We start from the raw sequence: 26,715 nt of genomic DNA on the forward strand, positions 1-26,715 counted from the left end.
TCCGCTTCATGACCTGTCCCGGTGGATGGCGCGGGACAGGTCACAGTGTAGCCGCCCTACTCACCGCGCGAAATGGCCACCATGTCCTCGCGCGGGACGAGCTTCACGCGCTCCCTCACGAGCTCGGCGTTACCCGAGGTGTTGACGAAGTTCGCACCCGATTTCATCTCATGCGCGTCCAGTTTGAGCCACCCCTCCCACGTGGTGTACCGGACCCCGCGCTCCTCCAGGAGCCTGATGATGGCCCCCTCCGACGGGTCCTCGGCGGGGGGGAGGTTCAGCCGGTCCTCCAGGAGGTATCCGATGGTCTCGAGCGCGTCCCCCTTGGTGTGGCCGATCAGCCCCACCGGCCCACGCTTGATCCAGCCGGTGGCGTAGATGCCGGGTACGGGCATGCCGTCCTCGTCGATGACGCGTCCCCCCTCGTTGGGGATGACGCCGCGCTTCTCGTCGAAGCCCACCTCGGGCAGCTCCGACCCGAAGTACCCGATGGCCCGGTACACGGCCTGGACGGGGTAGTCGACGATCTCGCCGGTCCCGCGGACACTGCCGTCCCCGGTCAGTTCGGTGCGCTCGAACCGCATCCCGGCGACCCTGCCCGGAGTCTCCGGCGAATCGTGGACCTCCAGGGGCGAATGGAGGAAATGGAGGTGGAGGCGGCGCGAGGCCCCCGTCGGCTCGTCCTCGACCAGCCAGTTGGTGAGCGTCTTCACCATGGTCTTGGTCTGGTTGTTGGACGCGATCTGCGCCTCGGAGCCGGCGTCGAAGTCGAAGTCCTCGGGGTAGAGGACGATGTCGACGTCGCGCGAGTGCGACAGCTCCCGCAGCTCCAGGGGCGTGAACTTCACCTGCGCGGGTCCTCGCCGGCCGAAGACGTGGACGTCGGTCACGGGTGAGGCCTTGAGCCCCTGGTAGACGTTGTCCGGGATCTCCGTGGACAGGAGGTCATCGGCGTGCTTCGACAGGATGCGTGCGACGTCGAGGGCTACGTTCCCGTTGCCGATCACGGCGATCTCGCGGGCCTCGAGCGGCCAGTCCCGGGTCACGTCGGGATGCCCGTCGTACCAGGACACGAAGTCGGCACCTCCGAAGGAACCCTGGAGCCCGATGCCCGGGATGTCCAGGTCTGCATCCTTGATGGCGCCGGTCGCGAAGATCACGGCGTCGTAGAAACGCCGGAAGTCCGAGAGCGTGAGGTCCCGGCCGTAGTTCACGTTGCCGAGGAAACGGATGTCGCCGCGGTCCAGCACCTTGTGCAACGCGTTCACGATGCCCTTGATACGCGGGTGGTCGGGGGCGACCCCGTAGCGGATCAGGCCGTAAGGTGCGGGGTACTGGTCGAAGAGATCAATGCTGACGGCGAAGTCGCCCCCCTGGACCTCGTTGGACTTCGTCAGGATGTCGGCGGCGTAGACGCCTGCCGGACCGGCGCCGATGATCGCGACCCGCAGCGGTCGTGCCGCAGCTGAGGTAGACACTGATTGTCCTTCTTCCCGGTGGAATGCTCCCGATGGTTACCGCGGTGCGAATAAGCGCACAGTTCCTTATTCTAAATGGCCCAAGGCAGCGCCGACGAAAACAGTGGCGCGCATCTCCCCCGGTATTCGTTCCCGGCCGGGTGCCGGATCGGCCGGCCGGGGGAATAAAGACCCTCAGCGCCCTGTTCCCGCCGTCGTGATCTCTTCAGTCGGCACGACAGCGCGTCCGGCGCGGAGCGAGAACTCCACGGGCATCCTCTTCGGCATCGGCGCGTACGGCCTGTGGGGCCTGCTGCCGCTGTACTTCCTGATCCTCGCACCCGCCGGTCCCGTCGAGATCGTGGCCAATCGCGTGCTGTGGTCCCTGATCTTCTGCGCCCTGCTCCTCACGATCCTGCGCTCATGGCGGCCCGTCCTGACAGCCCTGCGGACGCCGCGGATCGTGGGAACCCTGACGGTGGCCGCGCTGCTCATCGCCGTGAACTGGCTCGTCTACACGTACGGCGTCACCACGGGGCAGGCCATCGAGGCCGCGCTCGGGTACTTCATCAATCCCATCGTCTCGGTCCTCCTGGGTGTGGTGGTGCTTCGTGAGAAGCTGCGCCCGCTGCAGTGGACGGCCATCGGTATGGGCATCCTCGCGGTGATCGTGCTGGCCGCCGGGCACGGCGGGGTCCCCTGGATCGCCCTGACCCTCGCCTTCTCCTTCGGGCTCTACGGCTTCGCGAAGAAGAAGGTCGGCTCCCGCGTGGACGCGATCACCAGCCTCAGCATCGAGACGGTGGTCCTGGCTCCGATCGCCCTCGCCGTCATGGTGTGGCTCGGGTCCACCAACGCCGCGACCCTGACGACCGAAGGGGCCGGGCATTTCTGGATCATGGCGGCCTCTGGCGTCATCACGGCCGTCCCGCTCATCTTCTTCGGTGCAGCGGCCCGCCGCCTGCCCCTGACCACGATCGGGCTGCTCCAGTACCTCGCGCCCGTGCTCCAGTTCCTGCTCGCGCTCCTCGTCCTCCACGAGGAGATGCCGTTCGAGCGGTGGGTCGGGTTCGGCCTCGTCTGGGTGGGCCTCATCCTCCTCACCGTGGACATGCTCATCACCGTGCGCCGCCAGCCGCGGCCCGTGCGGGTGCAGGAAGCGGCCCCTACGGCCGTCTGACCAGGTCCCGTCTCCGGTACGGGTCAGCGTTCCTGTATCCCCCACGGGGATCCGTAGCCCCTGGGTGCGTCCGCGCCGAGCAGGTCCAGGAAGGGCCGTGCGTCGAAGGCCTCGGGGCCGAGGACCCCTGAACCCTGCCATGTGCCTGCGGCCAGCAGTTCGAGGGCGATCACCGGGTTGACCGCGGTCTGCCACACCACCGCCTGGGAGTCGTACTGCGCCATGGACCACTGGTTGTCCACCACGTGGTAGAGGTACACCGATCGGGGTTCGCCGTCCCTGCCCATGCCCGTGACGAGGAGCCCCGCGCAGGTCTTACCGGTCATGCGGTCCCCCAGCGTGGCGGGATCAGGCAGCACGGCTGCCACGACGTCCCGGGGCGCCACGGCCACCCCTTTCACGGACACCGGGTCCGTGGAGTCCAGGCCCAGCCTGTGCAGGGTCCGCAGGACTCCGATGAACTCCTCGCCGAGCCCGTACTTGAAGGTCACCTTCCTCGCGTTGGTCCAGCGGGGCATGAGGATCACCTCCTCGTGCTCCACGTTCACGCATTCCACGGGACCGATGCCCTCGGGGAAATCGAACACCTCGGGCTCGCTGAAGGGCTCGGTCGTGTACCAGCCGCGGTCCCGTTCGAAGACCACGGGCGGGTTCAGGCACTCCTCGATGGTGGTCCAGATGGAGAACGACGGCGCGAAGTCGTAGCCCTCCACGGTCAGGTCGGCGCCGTCGCGGACGCCGAGCTCGTCGATGGAGGAGAACAGCTCGTCCTCGGCGTACCGGGCGAAGACGTCGGACAGTCCCGGTTCCACGCCGATGCCCACCAGCGCGAGCCGTCCCGCATCCGACCAGCGCCCGGCCGCCTCGAACTGCAGGTCGCCGAGCATGACCCCGGTCTTCTCGTACGGGTGGTCGGGATGCCGGGAGGAGAGGCTCATCGCCATGTCGAGGTAGGTGGCGCCGGCGTCGAAGCAGCCGGTGAAGATGGGCATCACGAACCGTGGGTCGACGGCGTTCAGCACGTGGGTGATCCCGTGCGCGCGCACGACGGCGGCGACGGCGTCCGCGGACGAGGCGTCGACCTGCGCGGCGAGCAGCCGGGGGTCCCGCAGTTCCTCGACGAGGCGCTGGGGACGCGTGGGGTCGTAGTCGGCGATCACGAGCAGTTCGAAGAAGGACCGGCGGACCGCGATCCGGGCGGCGGCGGAGCCGACTCCACCGGCCCCGACGATGAGGATGCGCATCACAAGAGCCCTCCGTCGATCGAACGCCTGGAGGTGACGGGCGCGTCCGGGACCAGGACCGGGGTGTCCTCGTTCAGGCTCCGGCCGCGAAAGAAGGGCAACGAGCCCGTGCGGGTCCGCCAGAGCACCATAAGCACGAGCCCCAGCGCGAGCGAGCCGATGCCGGTCACGAAGGTACCGCCGATGCCCAGCAGCACGCTGTAGCCGTAGTCGACGTCGGCCATGTCGACGGCGGATCTGATGAACGCCGCCGTGAGCATCACCGCGCCGAGCAGCGGCAGCAGGAACCGGAAGACCACGTTGTGGCGTGAAGTGAACAGTTCGCGCCGGAAGTACCAGACGCAGGCATAGCCGGTGATGGCGTAGTAGAAGGCGATGGCCAGGCCGAGCGAGAGGATGGAGTCCGCCAGGATGTTCTCGCTGATGACGGTCATGACCACGTAGTAGGCGATCGCGGAGATCCCCATCACCAGGGTCGAGAACGAAGGGGTCCTGAAGCGGGGGTGCACCACGCCGAAGCGGGCCGGGAGCGCCTGGTAGACGGCCATGGAGAGCGTGCCGCGCGCGGTGGGGAGGATGGTCGTCTGGGTGGAGGAGACGGCGGAGACGAGGACAGCGACAACCAGCAGCCACGCCCACGGGCCCAGCACGGCGTCCTTCAGTGCCAGGAAGACGTCCTCGGAGTTCGCCTCGTTCCCGAGGCCGATACCCTCGTCCCCCACGCCGGCGTACATCATCGCCGCGACGCTCACGCCCACGTACGTGATGAGGAGCAGGACCGTCGACACGAGGGCCGCGCGCCCCGGGGTGCGCCGCGGGTCCTTCGTCTCCTCGTTCAGGGCCAGGCACGCATCCCAGCCCCAGTAGATGAACAGGGCCAGGAGGATCGACTCGGTGAAGCCCTCGACACTCTCGAAGGCGAAGGGGTTGAACCAGGCGAGGGACACGGGGGTGGCGTTCTCCGCCGTCCCCGTCGCCACCGAGACGAGGGCGGCGACCACGAACAGGGCCAGCGCCAGGTACTGGATGCCGAGCAGCACGTTCTGCAGCCTGGCGCCGATCTCGACCCCGCGGTAGCTGACGAGGGTCATGAGGGCGATGAAGACGACACCAGTGATCGTGACCAGCAGCGGATTCCCGGCGAGGGATCCGTCGCCCACGAGCAGCCAGAGGTAGAGACCGCTGATCTGCGCGAGATTCGCCAGGACGATGATGCCGGCGACGGCGACCCCCCAGCCGGCCATCCAGCCCACCCAGGGGCCGAACGCCTTGGTGGCCCAGGTGAAGGAGGTCCCGCAGTCGGGGACGGCCTGGTTCAGTTCACGGTAGGCGAAGGCGATGAACAGCATGGGGATGAACGCGAGGATGAACGCGATCGGTGTCTGGGCCCCCACGGCGAGGACCACGAAGCCGAGGGTCGCCACCAGCGAATAGACGGGGGCGGTCGACGCCATGCCGATCACCACGGATGCCCACAGCCCCAGCGTGCCGGCCGCGAGGCCTTTGCCGGGACCCGCCGCGCCGTCGCCGGAAGCGGTTGTCCGGGACGGGATCGCGTTCATGGGGTGCCTCATCTCTGACAGGGACCGGGTCCACCACGCCACGTGGCACGCGTCACTATACCGACCAGTCGGTATGACCTGAAGGTCCCGGGCTGCGGGATCATGGCCACCCTCCGACGACCGTGCAGCGCCTGATCGACGCCCACGAGGACATCCTCCCCACGGAGGGGCGGGGCGCGACCCTCGACGCGATCGCGCTCCGGGCGGGTGTCCGAGGGCGGCCGCCTACTACGTCACGAGCCCGCTCGACGTCCGCAGCCCCTGGAGCGGTGCAACCCGGCGGTGAGGCGGCTGGCACCGGGCTCCCACCCCGAAGCGAACGAACTGCTGGCGCGGTGCCGCACGCGGCGGTTCGGAGTCCTGATGGACGCCATGGGCCATGAGGACATGGTGCACCTCGTGCTGCTGCCGGGCGACGGGATCTACTTCGACGCCGCCCCGACGGGCACGGGCGCGATGCCCGCGGGGACCGACCCCGCGACGATCGACCGCGTCATCGCCCTGGTCCGGACGATCCGGTCCTGAGGCCGCCCGCGTCCGGGGCGGCGCGGCCCTCGGGCCAGGGCCCGTCCGCACCCCCGAGGTAGGCCGCATTGAAGCGTGTCAGCAGACCTGCCAGGTCGACGACGTCGGTCCGGTTCCAGCCCTCGAGCTGCCGCCGGAAGCTCCGCCGCCGGCGGGCGCGTGCCTCGTCGATGCGCCGGAGCCCCTCGGGCGTCAGGGACACCGGATGCGACCGTTCGTCGTCTCGGGCGGCACCGCGCTCCACGAGCCCGAGCCGCTGAAGTGCCGTGACGTGCCCGCTCACGGCCGAAGCGCTCATGCCGAGGTTGGCCGCGAGGTCCGTGACCCGGCAGGAGCCGGCGATGCGGACGGCGCACAGGACGCTGTAGGCCGCCGGTTCCATCGCCGGGTCGATGGCCCGTGCAAGCGCCCAGCAGACCCGCTGCTCGCTACGGCACATCGAGGCGGCCCCGTCCTCCACGACGTCGAGCGCCGCGCCACGCCCGCCCTCGCGGGGAACGGGTGTGATCGGATCCCGAGCGGGGACGTCGTGGTGTCCTTCCATCGCCGCATCGTAGGCCGGACAGGAGCCGATCCGACCCTGATTCACCAGCATTACGCGTCATGACGCATCGCCGGGGGCAACGACCCGGGCGCCGGAACGGTCGGGCCGGGACGGTGCCGGGGCGCGCGGGGATCAGAGCGGTGAGCGCACCCAGTCCCGCGGGACCACGACCATGGGCACCGGCAGTGCCCGGAGCATCTGGTTGGCGGTGGCGCCGAGGAAGATCCGGTGGCGCTCCGCGAGACGGCTCGACCCCACGATGACGAGCTCCCCGGGATCCCATTCGATCTCGTCGATGGCCTGCTCGATGGTCCGGCCGTGGGCCACGGCGATCGAGGCTTCGTGGCCCGGGGGCAGCTGCTCGACGGCGCGTGCCAGCACCGAGTGTGCGTGCCGGTGGGCCTTGTTGATGGCCTCGCCGGAGTCGGACGCCTCATGGACGTCCAGAGCGACGAGGGAGATCAGCCGCAGCGGGAGGCCCCGCCGTGCCGCGGACTCGACGGCGACGTCGAGCACGCCCTCCGCCCCGGCCCGCGTGCCGACAGCCGCGGTCATCCGGGTGAATGCGGCGCGGTGCCGGTACCCACGCGGCGCGAGCGCCACCGGGACGCCGGAGCTGTGGAGGACGGCGTTGGCGACGCTGCCGACGGTGAACCGCCGGAGGAGGCCGTTGCTGGACGCCCCGACGACGATCAGCCCGGCACGGACCTCGGCCGCCACCTCGAGGAGCCCCTGCGCGAACGAGTCGGCGAGCCGCACGTGCGTGGTGACCTCGACGCCGCCGGTAACCGTGGCGGCCGCGCGGTCGAGGGCGTCCTGGACGCGCTGGCGGCCCGGTGCGACGCTGCCGTCCTGGGGCCAGTCGAGGACGGTGACGAGGTCGATGGCCGCCGACTGCGTGAGGGCGAGCGACGTCGCCAGCTCCAGGGCGTCCTGCCCGCGGTCGTTCCCGGTGTAACCCACGACGTAACGCACGGTGGTTCCTCTTCCTCGAAGGCGGCGCGGCCTTCGGGAGCGCCGCGGAGTCGGTTCACTCTAGCGCAGCGCCCCCGGCGGTCCCGCTATCGCCTCGGGGCCGAGCCCTGCGTGATCACTTCCTGGCGGAAGAACGACGGGTTGATGCGCCACCAGACGAGCATGAGCACGGCGCCGAGCAGGATCACGCCGACTCCGAGGATGAACACCATGCCGATGCCGAACAGTTCGGAGCCGGAGCCGTACTCGGGATCCATGGAGTCGACGGCGGTCTTGAAGAACATGACCAGCAGGATGACCCCGCCGAGCAGCGGCGCGAGGAAGCGGAACATGGTGTTCCTGGTGCTGCTGAACGCCTGGGCCCGGAAGTACCAGACGCACGCGAGGGCGGTGATGCCGTAGTAGAAGCAGATCATCAGGCCGAGCGCCGTGATGGTGTCCCAGAGCGCGTTCTCGGACACCAGGCGCGTGAACACGTAGAAGGCAGCGGCAGCGATCGCCGCGGCGATGGTGGCGTAGCTCGGCGACTTGTACTGCGGGCTGATGCGTCCGTATCCCTTCGGCAGGGCCCTGTAGTGGCCCATGGCGAGCAGGGTGCGGGCCGGGGAGACGAACGTGGACTGCAGCGACGCTGCGGAGGAGCTGAGGACGGCGATCGACATCAGGATGGCGAACGGGCCCATGACAGGACCTGCCAGCACGGCGAACATGCTCTCCTGGTTGTCCGGGTTGCCGGCGCCGAGTTCCCCCTCGCCCACGCCCGCGAAGGAGAGGGTCGCGAGCGCGATGGTCAGGTAGATGACCACGATGACGACGACGGTCAGCGCGCCCGCACGGCCCGGGGTCTTCTCCGGGTTCCGGGTCTCCTCGTTCATCGTGAGCGTCACGTCCCAGCCCCAGTAGATGAAGATGGACAGCGAGACCCCCGCCGCGAAGGCGGAGAAGGACCCGACCGCGAACGGGTTGAACCACTCGGCGCTGATCGGCGTGGCATCGAAGGCCGTGCCGTTGGCCACGTGGATGAACGCGGCGATCGCGAACCAGGCGAGGACGACGACCTGGAACGTCACCAGCACGTACTGGACGGCCTTGGTGGCCTCCATGCCGCGGTAGGAGACGTAACAGGCGAGCGCGATGAAGACGAGGGTCGTCGCGATGTTCACGGGCAGGTTGAGCGTGAGGTCGGCGATCCCCGGGTTGTTGAACACCTGGGCGAGCATCAGGTAGAAGAAGTCGACGGCGACGGCGGCCAGGTTGGAGAGCACGATCACGGTGGCGGCGATGAGCCCCCACCCGCCCATCCAGCCGACCCACGGCCCGAAGGCGCGGGTGGCCCACGTGAAGGTGGTGCCGGAGTCCGGCATCGAACTGTTGAGCTCCCGGTAGCCGAGGGCCACCAGGAGCATGGGGATGAAGCCCACCAGGAAGATGGCCGGGAGGTTCACCCCGACCTCGGCGACCGTGGGCCCGAGGGCCGCGGTCAGGGTGTACGCGGGGGCCACGCAGGACACCCCGATGACGACGGCACCCATCAGGCCGACGGTTCCGGCATCAAGGCCCTTCCTGCTGAGCCCTGTCCCTTTCTGTGTTGTCTCCTCGATACTCATGCGTCCGCCTCCACGGTTGGGGCGCCCGGGCCGGTGGTGCCGGGCGTTGCGTACGTACGCGGGACGACGACCATGGGGATGGTCAGCGTACGCAGGATCTTGTTCGCCGTGGAGCCGAGGAAGATGCGCATGTGCTGCGCGAGGCGGCTGGACCCCACCAGCAGCACCTCTCCCTCGTCCCAGGCCAGGGCCTCGATGGCGTCCTCGATGGAGGAGCCGTGCGCCGTCTCGACGCTCACCCGCCCGCCGGCGGCGAGGGCCGAGGCTGCCTCGGCGAGCCGCCGGTTGGCCTCGTCCTCCGCACCCTCGGCGTCCGCGTGCCCGGCGTCGAGCGCGACGAGGGACACGAGGCGCAGCGGGAGTCCGCGGCGCTGCGCGGAGGCGACGGCGACGGCGACGACGTCGTCCGCACCGGCCCGGTTGCCGACCGCGCAGGTCAGGCGCGTGACGGGATCGGTGCGGCGGTAGGACTTGGGCGCGAGCGCCACGGGGACGGGAGAGGCGTGCAGGAGGCTCCGGGCCACGTTGCCGATGTTGAACCGGTTGGCGAGGCCGCGGGAGCTGGCGCCGATCACGATCAGGGACGCCTCGGTGTCCTCGGCCGCCCGGATGAGGCCCTCCGCATTGGATTCGGCACGCACCACCACGCCGCGCGCGGGGACGTCCTCGGGGACCAGGGCGAGGCCCTGGTCCATCCACTCCTGCAGCTGCTCCGTCAGGAGGCTCTCGAAACCCTTGCCCCGCTGATGGATCCCCGCGTAGGGGGAATGCTGGGGTGTGACGAGGACGAGGTCGAGGCTCGCCCCCTGGCGGCGCGCGAGCGCGACGGCGAGGCAGACGGCGTCGTGCCCGCGCTCGTCAGCGGTGTATCCGACGACGTAGCGCATGCTCACGCCCCCCGACCGGTCGCGGCGGGCTGCACCCCGGCGGACAGTGCGCGGTGGATCTCGACCGCGGTCCGCTGCCCCATCCGGATGGCGCCGTCGACGTGCTGGTAGCCCTCGGCCGCGATATCGGAGCAGGACCAGTGGATGGGCCCCACCGGCGTGCGCTGGTCGCGGCCGTAGCGGTGCAGCCCGCCGAGGTCGTAGCTCGAGGCGTACGCGCCACGCGTCCACTCCTCCGACGCCCAGTCCGACTCGTAGTACACCTCCGGCTCCAGCGCCTGCGGACCGAGGAAGTTCGCGATCGACGAGAGGATGCGCTCGCGGCGCTCGTGCGGAGCCAACTCGAACATGGCGTCGGCCTTCTCGTCGGAGACGAATGCCACCAGGGTGCCGCGGGGGTCCTCGAAGTTCGTGTTGTCGTAGACCTCCTGGACGATCGAGCCTGCGCTGAAGCCGGTCCCCGAGAGCCCGTCCTCGCGCCAGAACGGCGTGGCGTAGACGGCGTGGACCTTGATCACGAGGCCCAGCGACTGGTGCTGGTGCATCTGGTGCTGGCGGCGCGGCAGCGGCGGGTCGTAGCTGATGCGGGAGTAGAGGTTCGGCGGGACGGCGACGACGGCGTACCGCGCCTGCACCGTCGTCGTATCGGAGACGACCGTGACCCCCTCGGCGTCCGGGCCGTCCAGGCCGCTCCAGCGGAGCGTGCGGACCGGACTCGAGAGGATGACGTCCTCCCCCAGGTCCGCCGCCATGCGCTCCGACACCGACTGCATGCCCCCGACCACGCGCTTGTCGAGGATGAAGTCCTCGTCCACGAGGTTCGAGAAGGATCCGGCGGTCGCGGCCATGAGGATGGCCTGCAGCGTCGAGAACGAGTGCGCAGGCTTCGTCAGCATGCCGCCCGCGATGAACAGGCCGATGTTGTCGCAGGCCTCCTCGTCGTCGGACTGCTGCCGGAGCCAGTGGTGGAAGGAGATGGTGTCCAGGGCGCGGGCGTCGGGGTGGTTCCACGGCGCTTCGGGCCCGGCCTCGTCGACGAGGCGGTCGAGGATCACGATGAGGCGCTCCATCTCCTCGCGCGTGTAGTCGCTGACGGGGAACATCTCGCCGCTGTAGCGGATGGGCTCACCGTCGGGCCCGATGTACACGGAGTCGCCCTCCCGGTACCGGGAGAACGTCTGCATGCCCAGTTCGTGGAGGAGGCCGATGAGCGCGGTCTGGTCCGGCGACACCCATTGTCCGCCGACCTCGAAGACGGCGCCGTCGATGACGTCCGTGTGGGTGCGTCCGCCGACGCGGTCACGCGCCTCGAGCACGGCGACCGAGTGGCCTGCCCTCCTCAGCTCGCGGGCGGCCGTGAGGCCGGACGGGCCGGCTCCGATGATGACGACGTCGCGTTCGATGATGTTCACGTGATCCTCCTAGGCTGCATGACGCAGGCCACAAAATGAATGGTATTCATTATTGGGCCTACTATAGCCACGGGCGCCCGGAGAGGGAAGGGCCGCCCGTAGGGTTAACGCCATCGCAACAGGGAGCAGGATCGATGACTTCAGCAACGCCGACCCCGCGGCGCGCCGGCCGCCCACCGCGCAGCGTCCTGTCCAGGGACCGCATCACGGCGGCAGCGCTCGACCTCATCGCCGCCGAAGGTTACGCGGGACTGACGATGTCCGCCCTCGCCCGCCGCCTCCGGGTGGCACCCTCCGCCCTGTACAACCACGCCGCCTCCAAGCAGGAGGTGCTCCGGTGGGTCCAGGACCACGTCATGACGATGGTCGACTTCAGCGGGTTCGCCGTCGAGCCGTGGGACGAGGCGGTACGGCAGTGGGCCTGGTCCTACCGCGAGGTCTTCGCACGGCATGCACCCCTGGTCCCGATCATCGCCGTCCTTCCCGTGACCGACGCCGCCGAGACGCTGCGCATGTACGAGGAGGTGGCCCGCGGCTTCGCCGCAGCGGGCTGGCCCGAGGAACGCATCGTCCCCGCGATCGTCGCACTCGAGTCCTTCATCTACGGATCGGCGCTCGACGTCGCTGCACCGGGCGACATCTTCGACTCCGGCACGCTCGCGGGCCAGTTCCCGGTCTTCACGGCCGCGGTGCAGAGCGCTTCCGCGGCGGCAGGCGCCGGGCGGGCCGCGGATGCCGCCTTCCGGGCCGGGCTCGACGGCATGATCGCGGGCCTCCGCGAGCAACTCGCCGCCTACTCCCCGTGACACCCGGTCCTCAGAGAGCTGATTGCTAAACAGCCTAGCTTTACGGATCCCGAAGTTGCTGCTACGGTACGTGAAAGGTCAAGCAACGGCCTCCATCACTCCCGATAGTTCTGAGGCATGCCATGTCCGTTGCCCCTCTTCCCCCGACCTCCGGCTCCTACCGCGGGGCGGATGCCGACGCCTTCGACGCCCCGGACTCCCCCGCCGGGTCCGGGACCCCCGACGTCCCCCGCGACCTGTCGGTCGTCTCCACCCGCGAGCTGCGCATCCTGTCCAATGAGCTCTACCGGGCACTGGACACCGACTTCCCGGTCTACGGCGTGCTGGACGATTACGAGGCGGTCGTCGCGGCCATCGTCGACCGCGAGTCCCGTGCCGCCGACCGCTCGGAGACCGAACAGCTCCGCGAGAAGTTCCGCGACAACCCGGTAGCCTCGCGCTTCGAGCTGTTCCACGACGGCACCATGGTCGGCTACGTGAAGTACGACCTGCGCGCCGGTCGGCTCCGCCTGCTGCAGACCGTCGTCGGGCCCGAGCACCGTCGCCTGGGACTGGAACCGGTCCTCGTCCGCGCCGCACTCCTGAACGCGCACCGCCGCCGCCTCGCGCCCGTCCCCGACTGCGGGCACGCGCGGGCCTTCCTGGCGGAGAACCCCCAGTTCCGGGCCCTCATCCCGGTCGGCTGATCACCCGAGCGCACGGAAGAGGCCCTGCAGCAGTGCTGCAGGGCCTCTTCCGTGCGCGGAGGATCAGCCGGCGTTGGCCGCCCTGATCGCGGCCTCGAGGACGTCGAGGCCGTCCGCGAGCAGTTCGTCCGTGATCACGAGCGGCGGGAGCAGGCGGACCACGTTGCCGTAGGTGCCGCAGGTGAGGATGATGACGCCCTCGCGCAGGCACTGAGCGGCGATCGCCTTCGTCGCCTCGGCGTTGGGCTTCCTGCCGCCCGGCTCCACGAACTCGAGGGCCAGCATGGCGCCACGGCCACGGAGCTCACCGATGATGCCGTGCTCACCGAGCTCGGCCTGGAGCGCGGCGAAGCGTTCGGTGACGACCGCCTCGATGTGGCGGGCACGACCGGCGAGGTCCTGCTCCTTCATGGTGCGGATCGCCGCGAGCGCCGCAGCACAGGCCACCGGGTTGCCACCGTAGGTGCCGCCGAGCCCGCCGCCGTGCACCGCGTCGAGCAGGTCCGCCCGGCCCGTGATGGCCGAGAGCGGCATGCCGCCGGCGATGCCCTTGGCCATGGTGATGATGTCCGGCACGACGCCCTCGTGGTTCACGGCGAACCACTCGCCGGTCCGGCAGAAACCGGACTGAACCTCGTCCGCGATGAACACCACGCCGTTGGCCGTGGCCCACTCCGCGAGCGCGGGGAGGAAGCCGTCGGCAGGCACGATGAAGCCGCCCTCACCCTGGACGGGTTCGATGATGATCGCCGCAACCGACTGGGCGCCGATCTGCTTCTCGATCATGGTGATGGCGCGCTGCGCTGCCTCGGGGCCCGTGATCGACGGGTTCTCCTCGCGGAACGGGTAGCTCATGGGCACGCGGTAGATCTCCGGCGCGAAGGGACCGAAGTTCGTCTTGTACGGCATCGACTTCGCGGTCAGCGCCATGGTCAGGTTGGTGCGGCCGTGGTAGGCGTGGTCGAACGCGACGACGGCGTCCCTGCCCGTGGCCAGCCGCGCCACCTTGACCGCGTTCTCGACCGCTTCGGCGCCCGAGTTGAACAGGACCGTCCGCTTCTCGAAATCTCCCGGCGTCAGTTCGGCGAGCTGCTCCGCGACGGCGATGTAGCCCTCGTAGGGCGTCACCATGAAGCACGTGTGGGTGAAGTGGCCCACCTGCTCCCTGACCGCGGCGACCACGGCGGGATCCGACGCACCGACGCTCGTCACGGCGATGCCTGAGCCGAGGTCGATGAAGGAGTTGCCGTCGACGTCCTGGATGATCCCGCCGTCAGCGTCCGCCGCGTAGACGGGTACGCCCGAGGCGACGCCCTTGGCGACGACGGCGGCGCGCCGCGCGGCGAGCTCGGTGGACTTGGGTCCGGGGAACTCGCCGGTGATGCGGCGCTTCTGCTCGAGCCGGAAACCCGGCGCGACGGCACCGGGGGTGGTTGCGATGGTGGTCATCAGGGGTTCCTATCCAGAAGGGGACTGTCAGACGTCCAGCACGCTCATGACGTGCTTGATGCGGGTGTAATCCTCCACGCCGTACATGGAGAGGTCCTTGCCGTAGCCGGAGTGCTTGAAGCCGCCGTGCGGCATCTCGGCGGTCAGCATGATGTGCGTGTTGATCCAGACCGCCCCGAAATCGAGGTCGCGGGACACGCGCATCGCGGTGCCGTGGTTCGAGGTCCAGACACTGGACGCCAGGGCGTACTCCACGCCGTTGGCCAATTCGATCGCCTCCTCCTCGGTGGCGAACGTCTGCACCGTGAGGACCGGCCCGAACGTCTCCTGCTGCACCACGGAGTCGTCCTGCCGGGCGCCGGTGATGATGGTCGGCTCGAAGAAGTAGCCCTTGTCCCCGGCGCGCTTGCCGCCGGTCGCGATGCTGCAGTGGGCGGGCAGCGCGTCGATGACGGCGTTGACGGCGTTGAAGTGGTTGATGTTGTTCAGCGGCCCGAAGTAGTTCTCGGAGTCGTCGGCGCTGCCGGTCTTCAAGGTGGCGGTGTGGGCGACCATCGCGGCGACGAACTCGTCGTGCGCCTGCTCCTGCACGAGCACGCGGGTGATGGCGGTGCAGTCCTGGCCGGCATTGAAGAACGCGAACTCGGCGATGGCCTGGGCGCTCTTCGTGAGGTCGGCGTCCGCGAAGACGACGGCGGGGGCCTTGCCGCCGAGTTCGAGGTGGGCCCGCTTGAGGCCCTTCGCGGCGCTGGTCGCGACGGCGATGCCGGCGCGCACGGATCCCGTGATGGAGACCAGCCCGGGCACGGGGTGCTCCGTCATCGCGGCACCGGTCTCGCCCGTGCCGAGCACGACGTTCAGGACGCCGTCCGGCAGGATGCCCTGGGTGAGGCGCGCGAGGACGAGGGTGGATTCGGGGGTGGTGTCGCTCGGCTTCAGGACCACGGTGTTGCCTGCGGCGAGGGCGGGGCCGATCTTCCAGATGGCCATGAGGAGCGGGTAGTTCCACGGCGCCACCTGGGCGACGACGCCGATGGGCTCGCGGCGGATGTAGGAGGTGTGGCCCTCCATGTACTCGCCCGCGGACTTGCCCTCCATGAGGCGCGCGGCGCCGGCGAAGAACCGGAGCTGGTCGGCACCGACGGCGACCTCCTCGGCGGCGATCATCTCGCGTACCTGGCCCGTGTTGCGGTGCTGCGCCTCGACGAGCTCGTCGCTGGCGGCCTCGACGGCGTCGGCCAGCTTCAGCAGCATGAGCTGGCGCTGGCTCGGGGTGGTCCGCTTCCAGGTGGTGAAGGCACGGGCTGCGGCGCGCATGGCGTCGTCGACGTCCGCCCGGGTGGAGACGGGTGACTGCGCGACCACCTCTCCGTTCGTCGGGTTGACGATGTCCAGGAGCTCGGTGCCGACGGGCGTCACGAACGCCCCGTCGATGTAGTTCTGAAGGGTCTCAGCCACGCTGCAGTGCCTTTCACGAGGATGGAGTCCGCGCGTCCGGGGGATCCGGCCATAGGGTATCGACACGACGGTACCGGGGGTCAGAGCGGCATGCCACAGCTCTCTGCACAACGATTCGAGGTCTCACCCGTGCACCAGCACAGCAACGCCTACAGTTGGTCCATGGCCATCACACTCGCCGACCTGCTGTCCGATCCTGCCCTGGGGCTGGTCGCGGAGGGCCGGTCGAATCCTGCCGGCCAGACCATCCAGTGGGTGGCCGTGACCGAACTCGAGGATCCCCGACCGTTCCTCAACGGGGCGGAGGTGGTCCTCACGACGGGCGTCCGTTTGAAGACGGGCGCCGCCCAGCGGGCGTTCGTCCGGCGGGCGCACGACGCCGGGGCCCTTGCCATCGGCTTCGGGGTCGGGCTCACCCACCGGCGGATCCCTGCGGCCCTGCTCGCGGAAGCGGACGCCGTCGGCCTCCCCGCGTTCCGGGTCCCGTACGAGGTGCCCTTCATCGCCATCGGGAAGAAGGTGGCCGATGCCCTCTCGGCCGATCATTACGCCGGGCTCGAGGAACTCCTCGAGGGCCACGCCGTGCTGGCGTCGGCGCTGCTGGGTGCGGGAGGCCTTGCAGCGCTCCTCGGCGAGCTCGCCCGCATGCTCGGCACCGACGTCGCGCTGTTCCAGTACGGCGCGTGCATCGCACGCGCCCCCGGCACGGCCACCGGTACGTCGGCCACCGGTACGCCCACCACCGACGCTTCGGCGACCGGCGCGGGGGAACCGGGGCCGACGGCGTGGCACCGGCTGCCCGTGCCCACGGGCCTGAAGGACCGCTGCACGCTGGCCATCGCCGAGCCCTACGGCCGGACCGCCGTCGTCGACTACGCGCAGAGCCTGATCTCCGTCGAACTCACCAACCAGGCCCGGAACCGGACCGGTGCCCGCACCGCGGCGGGCCAGCTGTTCGAGGACGTGGTGCGCGGCACGCTCGCCGGCGCCGAAGGAGCGGCCCGGCTCGCCAGTTCGGGCATCGACACGACCCTCCGGCACACCGTGCTGATCGTCGACGTCGCCTCGGGCCAGCGACGCGCGCTGCGGACGCTGCCCCTGCCGGACGGGTGGAACGGCGGCGCCACCGGGCTCGTCGACGACCGGCTCGTGCTCGTGCTCCCGGCCGGTGCCCCCGATCCCGCCGCGCTGAGCCGGTACCTGCACGGCGCGGGGCTCACGGCGCGCATCGGCATCGGCGGCTCCTACGCCCAGCCGAACGGCCTGCGGTGGAGCTACTTCGAGGCACGCGAGGCCCTCCAGCGCGGGCAGGCCCTCAACTTCGCGGACCGCCTGAGCCTGACGTCGCTGCTGATGTCCAGTGCGGACGTGCCACTCGCCGACCTCGCCACGGAGACCCTGCACCCCCTCGAGGCCTTCGACGGCACCCATGGCTCGGGGCTGCTGACCACGCTGCAGCGCTACCTCGACCTCGACGGTTCCGTGGCCGCCGTCGCCGCGGACCTCGACCTGCACCGCAACACCATCCGCTACCGGCTCCAGCAGGTCGTGGCGCTGACGGGCTACGACCCGGCGGTCACCGCGGACCGCGTGCACCTGTACCTCGCCCTGCGCGTCCGGGCCCTCGGCTGACGCGGTCCGCCCTGCCGTGCCCCGACCGGCGGGCGTGGGATAGTGGACGCACCTACACCGGTCTCATACTGCTTCGGGGGTCAACGTGTCTCTGCTCTCTACCGGCCGTCCCACAGGACGCCCTGCCGGGCCTCCCTCCGACGGGCCGGAACTCCGGGAACTCGCCCGCCAGGCGGTCCTGCAGGAGTACCGGCTCCCCTACGGCGAGGCCGACGGCGTCCCGGTGGAGAAGCCCGACTACGCGACGCCGCCGGAACTGCTCAACCTCGTGAAACTCGCGGTGCGGGTGAGCGGCATGGAGGCCGGCGTCATCAACATCATCACGGCGGACCAGCAGCACCAGATCGCAGCCGTCGGGGTGGACGCGGCGGTGTGCTCCCGCGACGACTCGATGTGCTCGAAGGTCTTCACCAGCGGCGCGATCACCGCCCTCGCGGACGCCTCCCTCGACCCGCGGTTCGCCGACAACCCCTTCGTCAACGGTGGCATCGCCGAGGTGCGCTCCTACGCGTCCGTCCCGCTCGTGACGGAGCACGGCGCCGCCCTCGGCTCCCTCTGCGTGTTCTCCCCGCGGGTCCGGGCGTTCGACGCAGAGCAGCGCGAAGGGCTCGAGATCCTCGCACGGCAGGTCGTGGAGGTCCTCGACCTGCAGTTCAAGACCCGCCAGCTCGTCGAGGCCCTCGAGGTGGTGCGGCGCAGCAACGAGGACCTGGCGGGGTTCGCGGCCCGCGTGAGCCACGACCTCAAGAACCCGCTGACGGCCATCCTCGGTTACGCCGAGCTCAGCGAACAGGACGACGACGTCGCGGCTGCCGGGCCGGCGGCGCGCTACTTCAGCATCATCCGGGGCAGCGCCAGCCGCATGCTGGCCACCGTGGAGGAGGTCCTCGAGTTCTCCCGCATCGGCGGGTCGATCACGCGCCGGACGGTCCGCCTGAACACCCTGATGAACGCCGTGCTGCAGGACGTCCTGCCGCTCAGCAGTGCCTGCGACGCCGTGGTGACGGTGCAGGACGCCGAGCTGAGCGTCGACCAGGCGCAGGTCACCGCGCTGCTGCAGAACCTGGTGGCGAACGCGCTGAGGTACTCGGTCCCGGGCAGCCCCCCTCGCGTCGAGGTGATCGCGAGCGTCGGCGAGACGCAGGTGCTGCGCGTCATCGACCACGGCAAGGGCATCGCCCCGGCGGACCGGCAGCGCGTCCTGGAACCCCTCGTGCGGCTGCATCGGGACGGCGATCCGGCCGGGAGCGGGATCGGCCTGGCAACGTGCGCGCGCATCGCCGCGGCGCACGGCGGGTCCATCGGCCTCACGGAGACGCCGGGCGGCGGCCTGACGGCCACCGTGGACCTCGGCCCCGCCTGACGGACGTCCGCGGCCGCGCCGGGCGGCGGAGGACCGGCCGCCCGGGCAGGACGGCTAGTGGTCCTGGGGCTGCAGTTCCTGGACCTGCTCCGCGCGGGCGAGCGGCAGGAGGAACGTGAAGGTCGAGCCCTCGCCGACCGCGCTCCGGCAGGTGATCATCCCACCGTGCCGCTCGACGATCGCCTTGGAGATGGCCAGGCCGAGCCCCACCCCGGGGATCGCCGCGTTGCGGGCCCCCACGGTGCGGAAGAACTTGGAGAAGACGCCCTTCTGCTCCTCCGCCGTCATGCCGCTGCCCTGGTCGGTCACGCTGCACTCCACCTCGCCGTCGACCTCGCGGGCGCGGACGGTCACGCGTCCGCCGGCAGGCGAGTACTTGATCGCGTTCGAGAGCAGGTTGTCCAGGACCTGTCCGATCCGGGAGGCGTCACACAGCGCGACGAGCCCCGGATCGGTGAGGTCCTCGAACCGCACCAGCGGGTTGGTGTTGCCCTGCTCGGCCGTGGCGACGCGTCGGCCCACGAGACGGGAGAAGTCGGTGGGTACCGGCGTGATCTCCGGCGACCCCTCCGCGGTGGACAGCAGGTCCACCACGAGCTTGTGGAGCCGCTCGGAGTTCCGGGACACCACCTCCAGGCCGGAGGCGACCTCCGGGTCGAGGCCCGGCGTCCCGAGGAGCAGTTCGAGGTAGCCCCGGATCGCGGTCAACGGGGTCCGCAGCTCGTGCGAGACGGTCGCGACGAACTCGTCCTTGGCGTTCAGTGCGGTGACGAGCTCCGTGACGTCGTTGAAGGTCACCACGGACCCCTCGCGGTCCCCGGCCTGGTTGGTCATCAGCCGGGAGGACGTCGAGAGCACCCGCTGGTCGGGTCGCTCGCCCCACCAGAGGAGGTAGTCGGAGAACACGTGGCCCTCCGCGGCACGCCGGGTGGGCCGCCGGGACGCCGGGACGGCCGTCGCGCCGTCCTGCTGGAAGATGGAGAGGGACGCCTCGTCGGTGTCGCGGGCGCCGCCGGCGAGGGCACGGAACTGTTCGAGCTTGCGGTTCGCGAGGACCGTCCGCCCGGCCTCGTCCACGGCGGTCACACCGATGTTCACGCTGTTGACCACGGTGTCGAGGAGCCGTTCGCGGCGGGCGCTCTCCTCCAGCAGCAGCCGGAGGGCATGGTCCTTCTCCTCCACGACGGCCTGCTGCGCCATCATGCTCGCCGTCATCACGCGGATCGTCACGCCGATCGCGAGCATGATGAAGGGCAGGAGGAAGGACTGCGTCAGCGACTGCGAGGTGACGTCGGTGTCCGTCACGAACACCGGCACCCAGACGATGGCGAGCGACGCGAGGAAACCCGCGGCGAGGAGGACCCGCGGGTACAGGCCCGACGCGGCGAGCCAGATGATCGGGAACACGGCGAGCAGGCCCACGCCGGTGATGATGGTGCCCGCACCATGGCGCATGAACCCGATCGGGACGAAGTCGAGCAGCGGGATGACCAGGAAGCTCGCATGCGGCAGCCGGTCCCACGGGACGAGGACGCAGAGCGCCAGCAGCACGCCCTGCATCCAGACACCGATCAGGAAGGACGGGGCGGTGAAGAGGTCCTGGTGGAAGAGCAGGCCTCCGACGACGATCAGCGCGACGGTGAGCGCCAGCGGCAGCTGGCTGAGGACCACGCGCGACCGCAGGGTCAGCTCATGGAACTGCCTCGTGTTGAGCGTCAGGTAGGAGAGCACCCTGTCCATGCTGCCAGCGCACCCCCTCATGGTCGTCGAACTCGTCCGTGCCGGATCCGAGAACTGACGGGGCGATCCCCGCCAGCCACACACTAACGCGGCAGCCCCGCGATTCCGGGTCCTGAAAGTCGGCCGACCCCTCAAGATCGGATCAAGTTCACCGCAACAATCCGGCGATTCGCGTGAAGCCGGGTGCCGCGTCCTGAAGACGCCGCGCCGTAGCGTTTAATGAGCATCATGACTGTCGCCCCGGAGATCCGCCGTGCCCTCGTTGTCGAGGACGACGTCGACATCCGGGGCCTGCTCGTGCAGATCCTGAAGCGCGAGGGCTTCGAGGTCACCGAAGCCGCGACCGCGAGTGAGGGCCTCCGGCTGGCCCGAGCCGGCGCGGACCTCATCACCCTCGACCTCAACCTCCCCGACGGCGACGGCGTGGAGATCTGCCGCGAGGTCCGCACCTTCTCCGACGCCTACATCCTCATGATCACGGCCCGCACCGACGAGATCGAACGCCTCACGGGCCTGGAGACGGGGGCGGACGAGTACATCAGCAAGCCCTTCAGCCCCCGTGAACTCGTGGCGCGCATCAATTCGCTGTTCCGGCGCCAGAGCCGGCAGGCCGCCGTGGACGTCGCGAACGCGGACGAGCGCCAGCGCGCCGCTGAGGTGCAGCAGAACCTGCTCCCGCGCCGGGAACTCACCCTCGACCACTTCCAGCTGGCGGGGCGCTTCAGGCCGTCGAGGAGCGTGGGCGGCGACGTCTACGACTGGTACCCGACGCCCGACGGCCTGCACTTCACCGTCGCCGACGCCATGGGCAAGGGCATGGGCGCGGCACTCATCGCGGCGACCGTCCGGGCGACCATGCGCTCCGTCGCCTCCCAGCCGAGCCTCGAGACCGCGTTCGCGACGGCGGCGCGGGCCACGGAGGCGGATCTGGAACACACCAGCTCCTTCGTCACGCTGTTCCACGGCCGCCTCGATGCCGGCACCGGCGTGGTCGGCTATGTCGACGCCGGGCACGGCCTCGCGCTGCACGTCGCAGCCGACGGCGGCGTGACCCGCCTGCCCTCCGCCGGCCCGCCCGTGGGCGCCTGGCCGGACCAGGCCTGGCCGGAAGCCTCCCTGCGCCTTGAGCCGGGCGATTCCCTCGCGATCGTGAGCGACGGCCTGCTCGACATCTACGAGACGGTCGACCAGTTCACGGAGGCGGTGGCGGGCGTGGTCTCGGCGGCGGCGAGCGCCGCGGAGGCCTGCGCGGTGCTGCTGGACCTGGCCGACGTCCCGGAGGTCGCCGACGACGTCACCGTCGTCATCCTGCGGCGCGCGCGGGACTGACCCGCGGCCGGCACCGGACCGGCAGGACACGGCGCGCAGGGGCGCCACGATTCAGGAAACAGCCGGCACACGCCGACAGGCAGCGGAAGAGGAGCAGATGGAATTCACGGTCCAGGACAAAGGGCGGTACACCGAGGTCTCGGCGAACGGGCGCCTGAACATGGTGGCGGCACCGAAGCTGCGCGAGGTCGTCAACGAGGTCGTGAACGGGGGCGGGAAGCGGATCGTCGTGAACCTCGCGGACACCAGCTTCATGGACTCCTCGGGCCTCGGCGCGCTGATCGGCTGCCTGAAGCTGGCGCGGCAGTCCGGCGGCGACCTGCGGATCGCGGCCGTCCAGCCGCAGGTCACCATGGTGCTCGAACTCACCAGCATGCACCGGGTGCTCACCCCGCACGCCACGCCCGACGAAGCCTTCCGCAATGACTGACGTCCTGGCGCGGCGCACCCTCGAGGAGCCCGCCGCGGAGCAGGCCATCGAGGATCTGCACGTCCTCCTGGAGCAGTTGTGGCTGGACGCCGCCTTCGTGCCGGCGCCCGACCAGATGGCCTTCACCACGGCGGTGATCGAGGCAGCGAGCAACGTGGTGCAGCACGGCGTCCCCGCGGAGGGCGCCACGCTCCTCCTGGGCGTCGAGCTCACCGTCGCCGTCGAGCGGCTGCGCGCCGTCATCAGCGAGATCGGTGCCGCCCCGCTGGACCCCGTCCCCGATCTCGCGGGACCCGTCGTCGTCCCCGGTCCCGACGACGACGCGCTGCTGGAGGACTACGACGAGTCCGGGCGCGGTCTGTCCATGATCCGGGCGCTCGTCACCACCGTGACGGTCGAGCGCGAGGGCGACACCAACGTCTGGGTGCTGTCGAGGGACTCCGCCCGGGGCTGACGGGCGGGTCCGTCCCCGGGTCCGCTACGGGAGGGCCGGCCTGCCGAGGAACGCGGTGAGGTCCGTGAAGACCTCCCTGGATTCCGGGAGGCGGGGGAACGCCGGGAACACGTGGAAGCCGCCCGGGTAGACCTTCATCTCCACGGCGGCACCGGCCGCGACGGCGCGGTCGCGGAAGACCGTCGCGTCCGCCATGCAGACATCGCGCGTGCCCTGGTAGATCCGCGTGGGCGGCAGCAGCGCCAGCATCTCCGCGGGCGCACAGGCCGGGCTGACCAGCGGCGTCCGGGGGTCGTCGCCGCCCGCCCACCACAGCCCCGCCTGCACCCCGCCTCCCACGGAGAGCATCGGGTCCACGGCGTCGTACCGCGGGATGTCCGGGTTGGTCGCTGTGACGTCGAGCCACGGCGAGAACGCGACGACGCGGCCGGGCGCGGGAAGCCCGGCGTCCCGGAACGCCCAGGGCTGCGCGACGGCGAGCCCGCCGCCTGCCGAGTCCCCCATCAGTGTGACGTCCCCGGGCTCCGCCGTCCTGAGGACCTCGCGGTACACCGACACGAGGTAGGGGAAGGCCTCGCGGTAGGTGCTCTCCGGCGCCAGCCGGTACAGGGGCACCGTGACGGCGGCGCCGGTGCGCTTCGTCAGCTCCGCGATGATCCACCAGTGCGGCCTGCCGAGCTCGTTGATGTAGATCCCGCCGTGCGTGTAGATGATGTGCGAGCGGGTCGCGCCGAGCAGCGGGCGGACGGTGATGGTCCTGATGCCGTCGATCCGCTTTTCCTGGATGGTGTGCGTCTGCTTGAGTGTCCAGGGGATGGCGGCCGTCGGCGGGTAGCTGCGGCCCGGGTATCTCGCGTTGACCCAGTCGGTGCCGGTCAGGTTCCGCTTCGTGGGCAGGAAGCCGATCAGCCGGGCCGCCAGGCGCATCGCGCGCGACCCGTCCGTCGCACTCGGCTCCACCGTCTCCGTGCTGTCCGCGTCTCTGCTCGTCATGGGCCCAGCCTAGCGCCGGCGTCCCCGTCCCCGTCTGTCATGCTGGATTGGCCCTCCCTCCCTCCGCCGACCCTGCGGATCCCCCTGGGCACCCCGCCGGCCCGCCGAAGGAAGACATGGACACCGCTTCACACATCGCCCTGGGCGCAGACCTCCTCGGCGTCTTCTTCTTCGCCGTCTCCGGGTCCCTGCTGGCGGCCCGCAAGGGCTTCGACCTGGTCGGGTCGCTCCTGCTGGCGTCCCTCGCGTCGCTCGGAGGTGGGGTGGCGCGGGACCTCATCCTCACCGTCCCGCCCGCCGCCTTCACCAATCCCGCCTACCTGCTGCCACCGCTGCTCGCCACCGTGCTGGTGTACTTCGTGTCCGCCGGCGTGGAACGCGGCATGCGCGTGCTGGTCGTCTTCGACGCCGGCGGGCTCGCCCTGTTCTGCATCACCGGCACCCTCAAGGCCCTCGACGCCGGGCTCCACCCCGTCTCCGCCGCGCTGCTCGGCGTCACCACGGCCGTGGGCGGCGGCCTGCTGCGCGACGTCGTCGCGAACGAGATCCCGCAGCTCTTCGACCCGCGGGACATCTATGCGCTCCCCGCGATGCTGGGCGCCGTCGTCGTCACCGTGCTCTACCTGACCGGGACCTTCTCCCTCGTCACGGGGACGCTCGCCGCGTCCCTGGTGTTCTCCCTGCGGGTCCTCGCCTGGCGCCACGGCTGGCACGCACCGCTCGCCGCGCGGACGTGGAAGGCGCGGAGGTAGAGCGGGCGTCGGAAGCGGCGGCTAGGATGGAGGTCTCCCCCCACCCCACTCCTGGAGTACCTGTGACCGACCTGTTTTCCGACAAATTCCGCGCCCTCGTGCCCCAGTACTTCGAGGACGAGTGGGCCGAGGAAGACGGCCTGTCCGACGACGAGCTGGCGGAGATGCTCGAGGGCAAGGACTTCGACCTGCCCCTGGCCCTGCGCGACTTCTACCGGGCCGTGGGAGCCACCGAGGACATCATGGAGGCGTTCCACTTCTTCTGGGACCCCGACGAGCTCGAGATCGAGGACGGCTTCCTCCTGTTCCTCGAGGACGAGGACGAGCAGTACACGTGGGGCATGCGGGCGGATCAGCTGGACGTCCCCGATCCGATCGTCTGGCGGCGCAACAACGTGCGCGGCGAGTGGCAGAGCGAGGAGGGCACCTTCAGCGAGTACGTGCTCGACCTCTTCGAATGGGTCTTCGCGGAGGACGACGAGGACTGATGCCGTTCGCCCACCACGCGCCGGACGGGTACCGGTGCCCGTTCTGCGACCTCGCGCGGTCGGATTTCAGCAACCCCGGGAACCTCTGCCGCCCGGGGGACGTCATCCACGAGGACGACCTCGCACTCGCGTTCATCGCCTCGCACGGTTTCGACCCGAACCCCGGCCACGTCCTGATCACCCCGCGGGAGCACGTGGAACTGCTGTACGAACTGCCCGACGACGCCGCGGCCCGCATCATGACGCTCACGCGTGACATCGCGATCGCGATCAAGCTCGCCTGGGAGCCCGACGGCGTCTCGACCCGGCAGCACAACGAGCCGGCCGGGAGCCAGCACGTGTGGCACTACCACCAGCACGTCCTGCCGCGCTGGCACGACGACGGTTTCTACTTCACGCCGAAGCGGCCCATCGTGGACCCGGCGATCAGGGCGCGGAAGGCCGCCGAGCTGAGGTCCTTCCTCCCCCGGTAGCCCGCCGTCCTGGCTTCGCTGCGGGATCGTGCACGCGGTCGGTCCGGTGAGCCCGTGGCGTCCCGCCCGTCCGCCCCGCCGACGCAGGTGAGCCTTTGCTCCGGCCGCGACGAGGTCGTCCGGTGCATCAGGACGAGCCGGGACGAGCCGGGACGCCACGACCTACGCGGACGGTGGGCTAGACGTCCCTGCTGACGACGGCCTGCGCGAAGCTCGCCAGCGCCTGCTTGACGACGCTGTCCGGGAGGGGGTCGAGGGCCGCCACGGCGTCGTCCGCCCACTGCTGGGCCACCGCCCACGCCGCCTGCGTCTGTTCGTGCTCGCGGACGGCGGCGACGGCGTCGGCGAGGGCAGCGTCGGAGGACAGGTCGCCGTCGACGAGCGCGACGACATCGGCCGCCGACCGGTCGCCGGCGGCCGCGGCACGGCGCAGCAGGATGACCGGCAGCGTGGGCACGCCCTCGCGGAGGTCGGTCCCGGGGGCCTTGCCGGACTTCACCGTGCGGCCGGTGACATCGATGACGTCGTCGGCCAGCTGGAACGCGACGCCGACCTTCTCGCCGTAGGCGACCATGACGTCGATGACCTCCTGCGGGGTGTCCGCGAAGAGGGCCCCGAGCTGCCCGGAGGCGGCCACGAGGGAGCCGGTCTTGTCCGCGATGACCGACAGGTAGTGCTCGAGGTCGTCCTCGCCGTCGCGCGGGCCCACGGTCTCGTGGAGTTGGCCGAGGCAGAGCCGCTCGAAGGTGCGCGCCTGGATGCCGAGGGCCTCGCCGCCGAGTTCGGACACGAGGATCGACGCCCGGGCGAAGATCAGGTCCCCGGTCAGGATGGCGACGGAGTTGCCCCACACCTCGTGCGCGGTCGGTGCGCCGCGGCGGTAGGGGGCCGAGTCCATCACGTCGTCGTGGTACAGCGTGGCAAGATGCGTCAGTTCGACGACGACGGCGGCCTGGACCACCTTGGCGCGCGTCGGGTTGCCGAGGTGCGAGGCGAGGATCGTCAGGAGCGGCCGGATGCGCTTGCCGCCGGCTTCCACGAGGTGGCGGCTCGTCGCGTCGGCCAGCGGGTCGGAGTTGGCGATGGCGCTGCGGAGCTGCTTCTCCACCTCGGCCAGGCAGGACGAGACGGACGGTCCGAGCTCCGGGTCCTCGGCGATGAGGGCGAAGCCGGGAGGCAGACGCAGGGCGTCGCCGGGGGTGTCCGCCGTATCCAGCGCGCTGTTCAGGCCCGCGCTGGTCCACCCGGAGTCGAAGGATTGTGTCACGG

General features: G+C 70.4%; 25 protein-coding genes. 12 read left to right on the plus strand and 13 right to left on the minus strand.

Going from position 1 to position 26,715, the window contains the following annotated elements; all coding sequences use genetic code 11:
- Positions 1-56: 56 nt before the first annotated feature.
- The gene (locus ACX80P_RS09070; protein WP_459277741.1) at positions 57-1,478 is read right to left on the minus strand and encodes an FAD-dependent oxidoreductase; all 1,422 of its coding nucleotides are present in this window, start codon (positions 1,476-1,478) and stop codon (positions 57-59) included.
- A gap of 196 nt (positions 1,479-1,674) precedes the next feature.
- Here ACX80P_RS09070 and rarD point away from each other — a divergent pair, with 196 nt between their 5' ends.
- Positions 1,675-2,637 (plus strand): EamA family transporter RarD, encoded by a 963-nt coding sequence (rarD, locus tag ACX80P_RS09075; RefSeq protein ID WP_459277742.1) that lies wholly within the window; start codon positions 1,675-1,677, stop codon positions 2,635-2,637.
- 23 nt (positions 2,638-2,660) lie between these two features.
- Here rarD and ACX80P_RS09080 read toward each other — a convergent pair whose 3' ends face one another.
- Together ACX80P_RS09080 and ACX80P_RS09085 are read right to left on the minus strand one after the other, a co-directional pair.
- Positions 2,661-3,881 (minus strand): saccharopine dehydrogenase family protein, encoded by a 1,221-nt coding sequence (locus tag ACX80P_RS09080; protein ID WP_459277743.1) that lies wholly within the window; start codon positions 3,879-3,881, stop codon positions 2,661-2,663.
- The gene (locus ACX80P_RS09085; protein WP_459277744.1) at positions 3,881-5,443 is read right to left on the minus strand and encodes an APC family permease; all 1,563 of its coding nucleotides are present in this window, start codon (positions 5,441-5,443) and stop codon (positions 3,881-3,883) included. Before ACX80P_RS09085 ends, ACX80P_RS09080 begins: the two co-directional genes overlap by 1 nt.
- Before the next feature lie 282 nt (positions 5,444-5,725).
- On the opposite strand from ACX80P_RS09085, the gene ACX80P_RS09090 reads away from it, so the two are divergent.
- Positions 5,726-5,968 (plus strand): hypothetical protein, encoded by a 243-nt coding sequence (locus tag ACX80P_RS09090; RefSeq protein WP_459277745.1) that lies wholly within the window; start codon positions 5,726-5,728, stop codon positions 5,966-5,968.
- On the opposite strand, the gene ACX80P_RS09095 is transcribed toward ACX80P_RS09090, so the two are convergent.
- From ACX80P_RS09095 to ACX80P_RS09115, 5 genes are all read right to left on the minus strand, one after another.
- On the minus strand, positions 5,937-6,512 hold the full coding sequence (locus ACX80P_RS09095) for a MarR family winged helix-turn-helix transcriptional regulator (RefSeq protein ID WP_459277747.1): 576 nt from the start codon (positions 6,510-6,512) through the stop codon (positions 5,937-5,939). The two genes, ACX80P_RS09090 and ACX80P_RS09095, sit on opposite strands and share 32 nt — an antisense overlap.
- A gap of 132 nt (positions 6,513-6,644) precedes the next feature.
- Positions 6,645-7,487, minus strand: a complete 843-nt coding sequence (locus ACX80P_RS09100; RefSeq protein WP_459277748.1) for a universal stress protein — start codon at positions 7,485-7,487, stop codon at positions 6,645-6,647.
- Positions 7,488-7,573: 86 nt separating this feature from the next.
- Positions 7,574-9,094, minus strand: coding sequence for an APC family permease (locus ACX80P_RS09105; protein ID WP_459277749.1), 1,521 nt, complete (start codon positions 9,092-9,094; stop codon positions 7,574-7,576).
- Complete coding sequence (locus ACX80P_RS09110; RefSeq protein WP_459278189.1) at positions 9,091-9,981, minus strand: universal stress protein; 891 nt, start codon at positions 9,979-9,981, stop codon at positions 9,091-9,093. Before ACX80P_RS09110 ends, ACX80P_RS09105 begins: the two co-directional genes overlap by 4 nt.
- A gap of 2 nt (positions 9,982-9,983) precedes the next feature.
- A complete protein-coding gene (locus tag ACX80P_RS09115; protein WP_459277750.1) occupies positions 9,984-11,393 on the minus strand; it encodes a flavin monoamine oxidase family protein in 1,410 nt (469 codons plus the stop codon).
- Positions 11,394-11,527: 134 nt separating this feature from the next.
- Here ACX80P_RS09115 and ACX80P_RS09120 point away from each other — a divergent pair, with 134 nt between their 5' ends.
- Together ACX80P_RS09120 and ACX80P_RS09125 are read left to right on the plus strand one after the other, a co-directional pair.
- The gene (locus tag ACX80P_RS09120; protein ID WP_459277751.1) at positions 11,528-12,199 is read left to right on the plus strand and encodes a TetR/AcrR family transcriptional regulator; all 672 of its coding nucleotides are present in this window, start codon (positions 11,528-11,530) and stop codon (positions 12,197-12,199) included.
- A 122-nt stretch (positions 12,200-12,321) separates the two neighbouring features.
- Positions 12,322-12,885 (plus strand): GNAT family N-acetyltransferase, encoded by a 564-nt coding sequence (locus tag ACX80P_RS09125; RefSeq protein ID WP_459277752.1) that lies wholly within the window; start codon positions 12,322-12,324, stop codon positions 12,883-12,885.
- A 63-nt stretch (positions 12,886-12,948) separates the two neighbouring features.
- Here ACX80P_RS09125 and gabT read toward each other — a convergent pair whose 3' ends face one another.
- Positions 12,949-14,334 carry a 4-aminobutyrate--2-oxoglutarate transaminase gene (gabT, locus tag ACX80P_RS09130; protein WP_459277753.1) on the minus strand — a complete coding sequence of 462 codons (1,386 nt, stop codon included), beginning with the start codon at positions 14,332-14,334 and terminating at the stop codon, positions 12,949-12,951.
- Positions 14,335-14,361: 27 nt separating this feature from the next.
- The gene (locus ACX80P_RS09135; protein ID WP_459277754.1) at positions 14,362-15,792 is read right to left on the minus strand and encodes a gamma-aminobutyraldehyde dehydrogenase; all 1,431 of its coding nucleotides are present in this window, start codon (positions 15,790-15,792) and stop codon (positions 14,362-14,364) included.
- Between the two features lie 162 nt (positions 15,793-15,954).
- Here ACX80P_RS09135 and ACX80P_RS09140 point away from each other — a divergent pair, with 162 nt between their 5' ends.
- Together ACX80P_RS09140 and ACX80P_RS09145 are read left to right on the plus strand one after the other, a co-directional pair.
- Positions 15,955-17,424: a PucR family transcriptional regulator gene (locus ACX80P_RS09140; protein ID WP_459277756.1), complete on the plus strand. Its 1,470-nt coding sequence runs from the start codon at positions 15,955-15,957 to the stop codon at positions 17,422-17,424.
- A gap of 85 nt (positions 17,425-17,509) precedes the next feature.
- Entirely contained in the window at positions 17,510-18,787 is a 1,278-nt protein-coding gene (locus ACX80P_RS09145) for a sensor histidine kinase (RefSeq protein ID WP_459277757.1), read from the plus strand.
- A 54-nt stretch (positions 18,788-18,841) separates the two neighbouring features.
- Here the strand turns inward: ACX80P_RS09145 and ACX80P_RS09150 are convergent, their stop codons facing one another.
- Complete coding sequence (locus tag ACX80P_RS09150) at positions 18,842-20,527, minus strand: sensor histidine kinase (RefSeq protein ID WP_459277758.1); 1,686 nt, start codon at positions 20,525-20,527, stop codon at positions 18,842-18,844.
- 228 nt (positions 20,528-20,755) lie between these two features.
- On the opposite strand from ACX80P_RS09150, the gene ACX80P_RS09155 reads away from it, so the two are divergent.
- The 3 genes from ACX80P_RS09155 (at position 20,756) to ACX80P_RS09165 (ending at position 22,740) form a co-directional block, all read left to right on the plus strand.
- Entirely contained in the window at positions 20,756-21,856 is a 1,101-nt protein-coding gene (locus tag ACX80P_RS09155; RefSeq protein WP_459277759.1) for a SpoIIE family protein phosphatase, read from the plus strand.
- A 97-nt stretch (positions 21,857-21,953) separates the two neighbouring features.
- Positions 21,954-22,286, plus strand: a complete 333-nt coding sequence (locus ACX80P_RS09160; protein ID WP_459277760.1) for an STAS domain-containing protein — start codon at positions 21,954-21,956, stop codon at positions 22,284-22,286.
- The gene (locus ACX80P_RS09165; RefSeq protein WP_459277761.1) at positions 22,279-22,740 is read left to right on the plus strand and encodes an ATP-binding protein; all 462 of its coding nucleotides are present in this window, start codon (positions 22,279-22,281) and stop codon (positions 22,738-22,740) included. The genes ACX80P_RS09160 and ACX80P_RS09165 overlap by 8 nt, the downstream gene beginning before the upstream one ends.
- Before the next feature lie 24 nt (positions 22,741-22,764).
- On the opposite strand, the gene ACX80P_RS09170 is transcribed toward ACX80P_RS09165, so the two are convergent.
- Positions 22,765-23,733 carry an alpha/beta hydrolase gene (locus ACX80P_RS09170; protein WP_459277763.1) on the minus strand — a complete coding sequence of 323 codons (969 nt, stop codon included), beginning with the start codon at positions 23,731-23,733 and terminating at the stop codon, positions 22,765-22,767.
- Positions 23,734-23,849: 116 nt separating this feature from the next.
- Between ACX80P_RS09170 and ACX80P_RS09175 the strand changes: the two genes are divergently transcribed.
- From ACX80P_RS09175 to ACX80P_RS09185, 3 genes are all read left to right on the plus strand, one after another.
- Entirely contained in the window at positions 23,850-24,485 is a 636-nt protein-coding gene (locus tag ACX80P_RS09175; RefSeq protein ID WP_459277764.1) for a trimeric intracellular cation channel family protein, read from the plus strand.
- Between the two features lie 62 nt (positions 24,486-24,547).
- Positions 24,548-24,973 carry a hypothetical protein gene (locus tag ACX80P_RS09180; RefSeq protein WP_459277766.1) on the plus strand — a complete coding sequence of 142 codons (426 nt, stop codon included), beginning with the start codon at positions 24,548-24,550 and terminating at the stop codon, positions 24,971-24,973.
- Complete coding sequence (locus tag ACX80P_RS09185; protein WP_459277767.1) at positions 24,973-25,446, plus strand: HIT family protein; 474 nt, start codon at positions 24,973-24,975, stop codon at positions 25,444-25,446. The genes ACX80P_RS09180 and ACX80P_RS09185 overlap by 1 nt, the downstream gene beginning before the upstream one ends.
- A gap of 178 nt (positions 25,447-25,624) precedes the next feature.
- Here ACX80P_RS09185 and ACX80P_RS09190 read toward each other — a convergent pair whose 3' ends face one another.
- Positions 25,625-26,713, minus strand: coding sequence for a polyprenyl synthetase family protein (locus tag ACX80P_RS09190; protein WP_459277768.1), 1,089 nt, complete (start codon positions 26,711-26,713; stop codon positions 25,625-25,627).
- Positions 26,714-26,715 lie beyond the last annotated feature (2 nt).

Source organism: Arthrobacter arabinosi (genome assembly GCF_054511115.1).

Coding starts and splice junctions, on each gene's coding strand:
- gabT (WP_459277753.1), bottom strand. CDS start 14,334: ATGACCACCATCGCAACCACCCCCGGTGCCGTCGCGCCGGGTTTCCGG.
- ACX80P_RS09165 (WP_459277761.1), top strand. CDS start 22,279: ATGACTGACGTCCTGGCGCGGCGCACCCTCGAGGAGCCCGCCGCGGAG.
- ACX80P_RS09185 (WP_459277767.1), top strand. CDS start 24,973: ATGCCGTTCGCCCACCACGCGCCGGACGGGTACCGGTGCCCGTTCTGC.
- ACX80P_RS09175 (WP_459277764.1), top strand. CDS start 23,850: ATGGACACCGCTTCACACATCGCCCTGGGCGCAGACCTCCTCGGCGTC.
- ACX80P_RS09150 (WP_459277758.1), bottom strand. CDS start 20,527: ATGGACAGGGTGCTCTCCTACCTGACGCTCAACACGAGGCAGTTCCAT.
- ACX80P_RS09110 (WP_459278189.1), bottom strand. CDS start 9,981: ATGCGCTACGTCGTCGGATACACCGCTGACGAGCGCGGGCACGACGCC.
- ACX80P_RS09155 (WP_459277759.1), top strand. CDS start 20,756: ATGACTGTCGCCCCGGAGATCCGCCGTGCCCTCGTTGTCGAGGACGAC.
- ACX80P_RS09105 (WP_459277749.1), bottom strand. CDS start 9,094: ATGAGTATCGAGGAGACAACACAGAAAGGGACAGGGCTCAGCAGGAAG.
- ACX80P_RS09120 (WP_459277751.1), top strand. CDS start 11,528: ATGACTTCAGCAACGCCGACCCCGCGGCGCGCCGGCCGCCCACCGCGC.
- ACX80P_RS09170 (WP_459277763.1), bottom strand. CDS start 23,733: ATGACGAGCAGAGACGCGGACAGCACGGAGACGGTGGAGCCGAGTGCG.
- ACX80P_RS09095 (WP_459277747.1), bottom strand. CDS start 6,512: ATGGAAGGACACCACGACGTCCCCGCTCGGGATCCGATCACACCCGTT.
- ACX80P_RS09125 (WP_459277752.1), top strand. CDS start 12,322: ATGTCCGTTGCCCCTCTTCCCCCGACCTCCGGCTCCTACCGCGGGGCG.
- ACX80P_RS09140 (WP_459277756.1), top strand. CDS start 15,955: ATGGCCATCACACTCGCCGACCTGCTGTCCGATCCTGCCCTGGGGCTG.
- ACX80P_RS09160 (WP_459277760.1), top strand. CDS start 21,954: ATGGAATTCACGGTCCAGGACAAAGGGCGGTACACCGAGGTCTCGGCG.
- ACX80P_RS09080 (WP_459277743.1), bottom strand. CDS start 3,881: ATGCGCATCCTCATCGTCGGGGCCGGTGGAGTCGGCTCCGCCGCCGCC.
- ACX80P_RS09085 (WP_459277744.1), bottom strand. CDS start 5,443: ATGAACGCGATCCCGTCCCGGACAACCGCTTCCGGCGACGGCGCGGCG.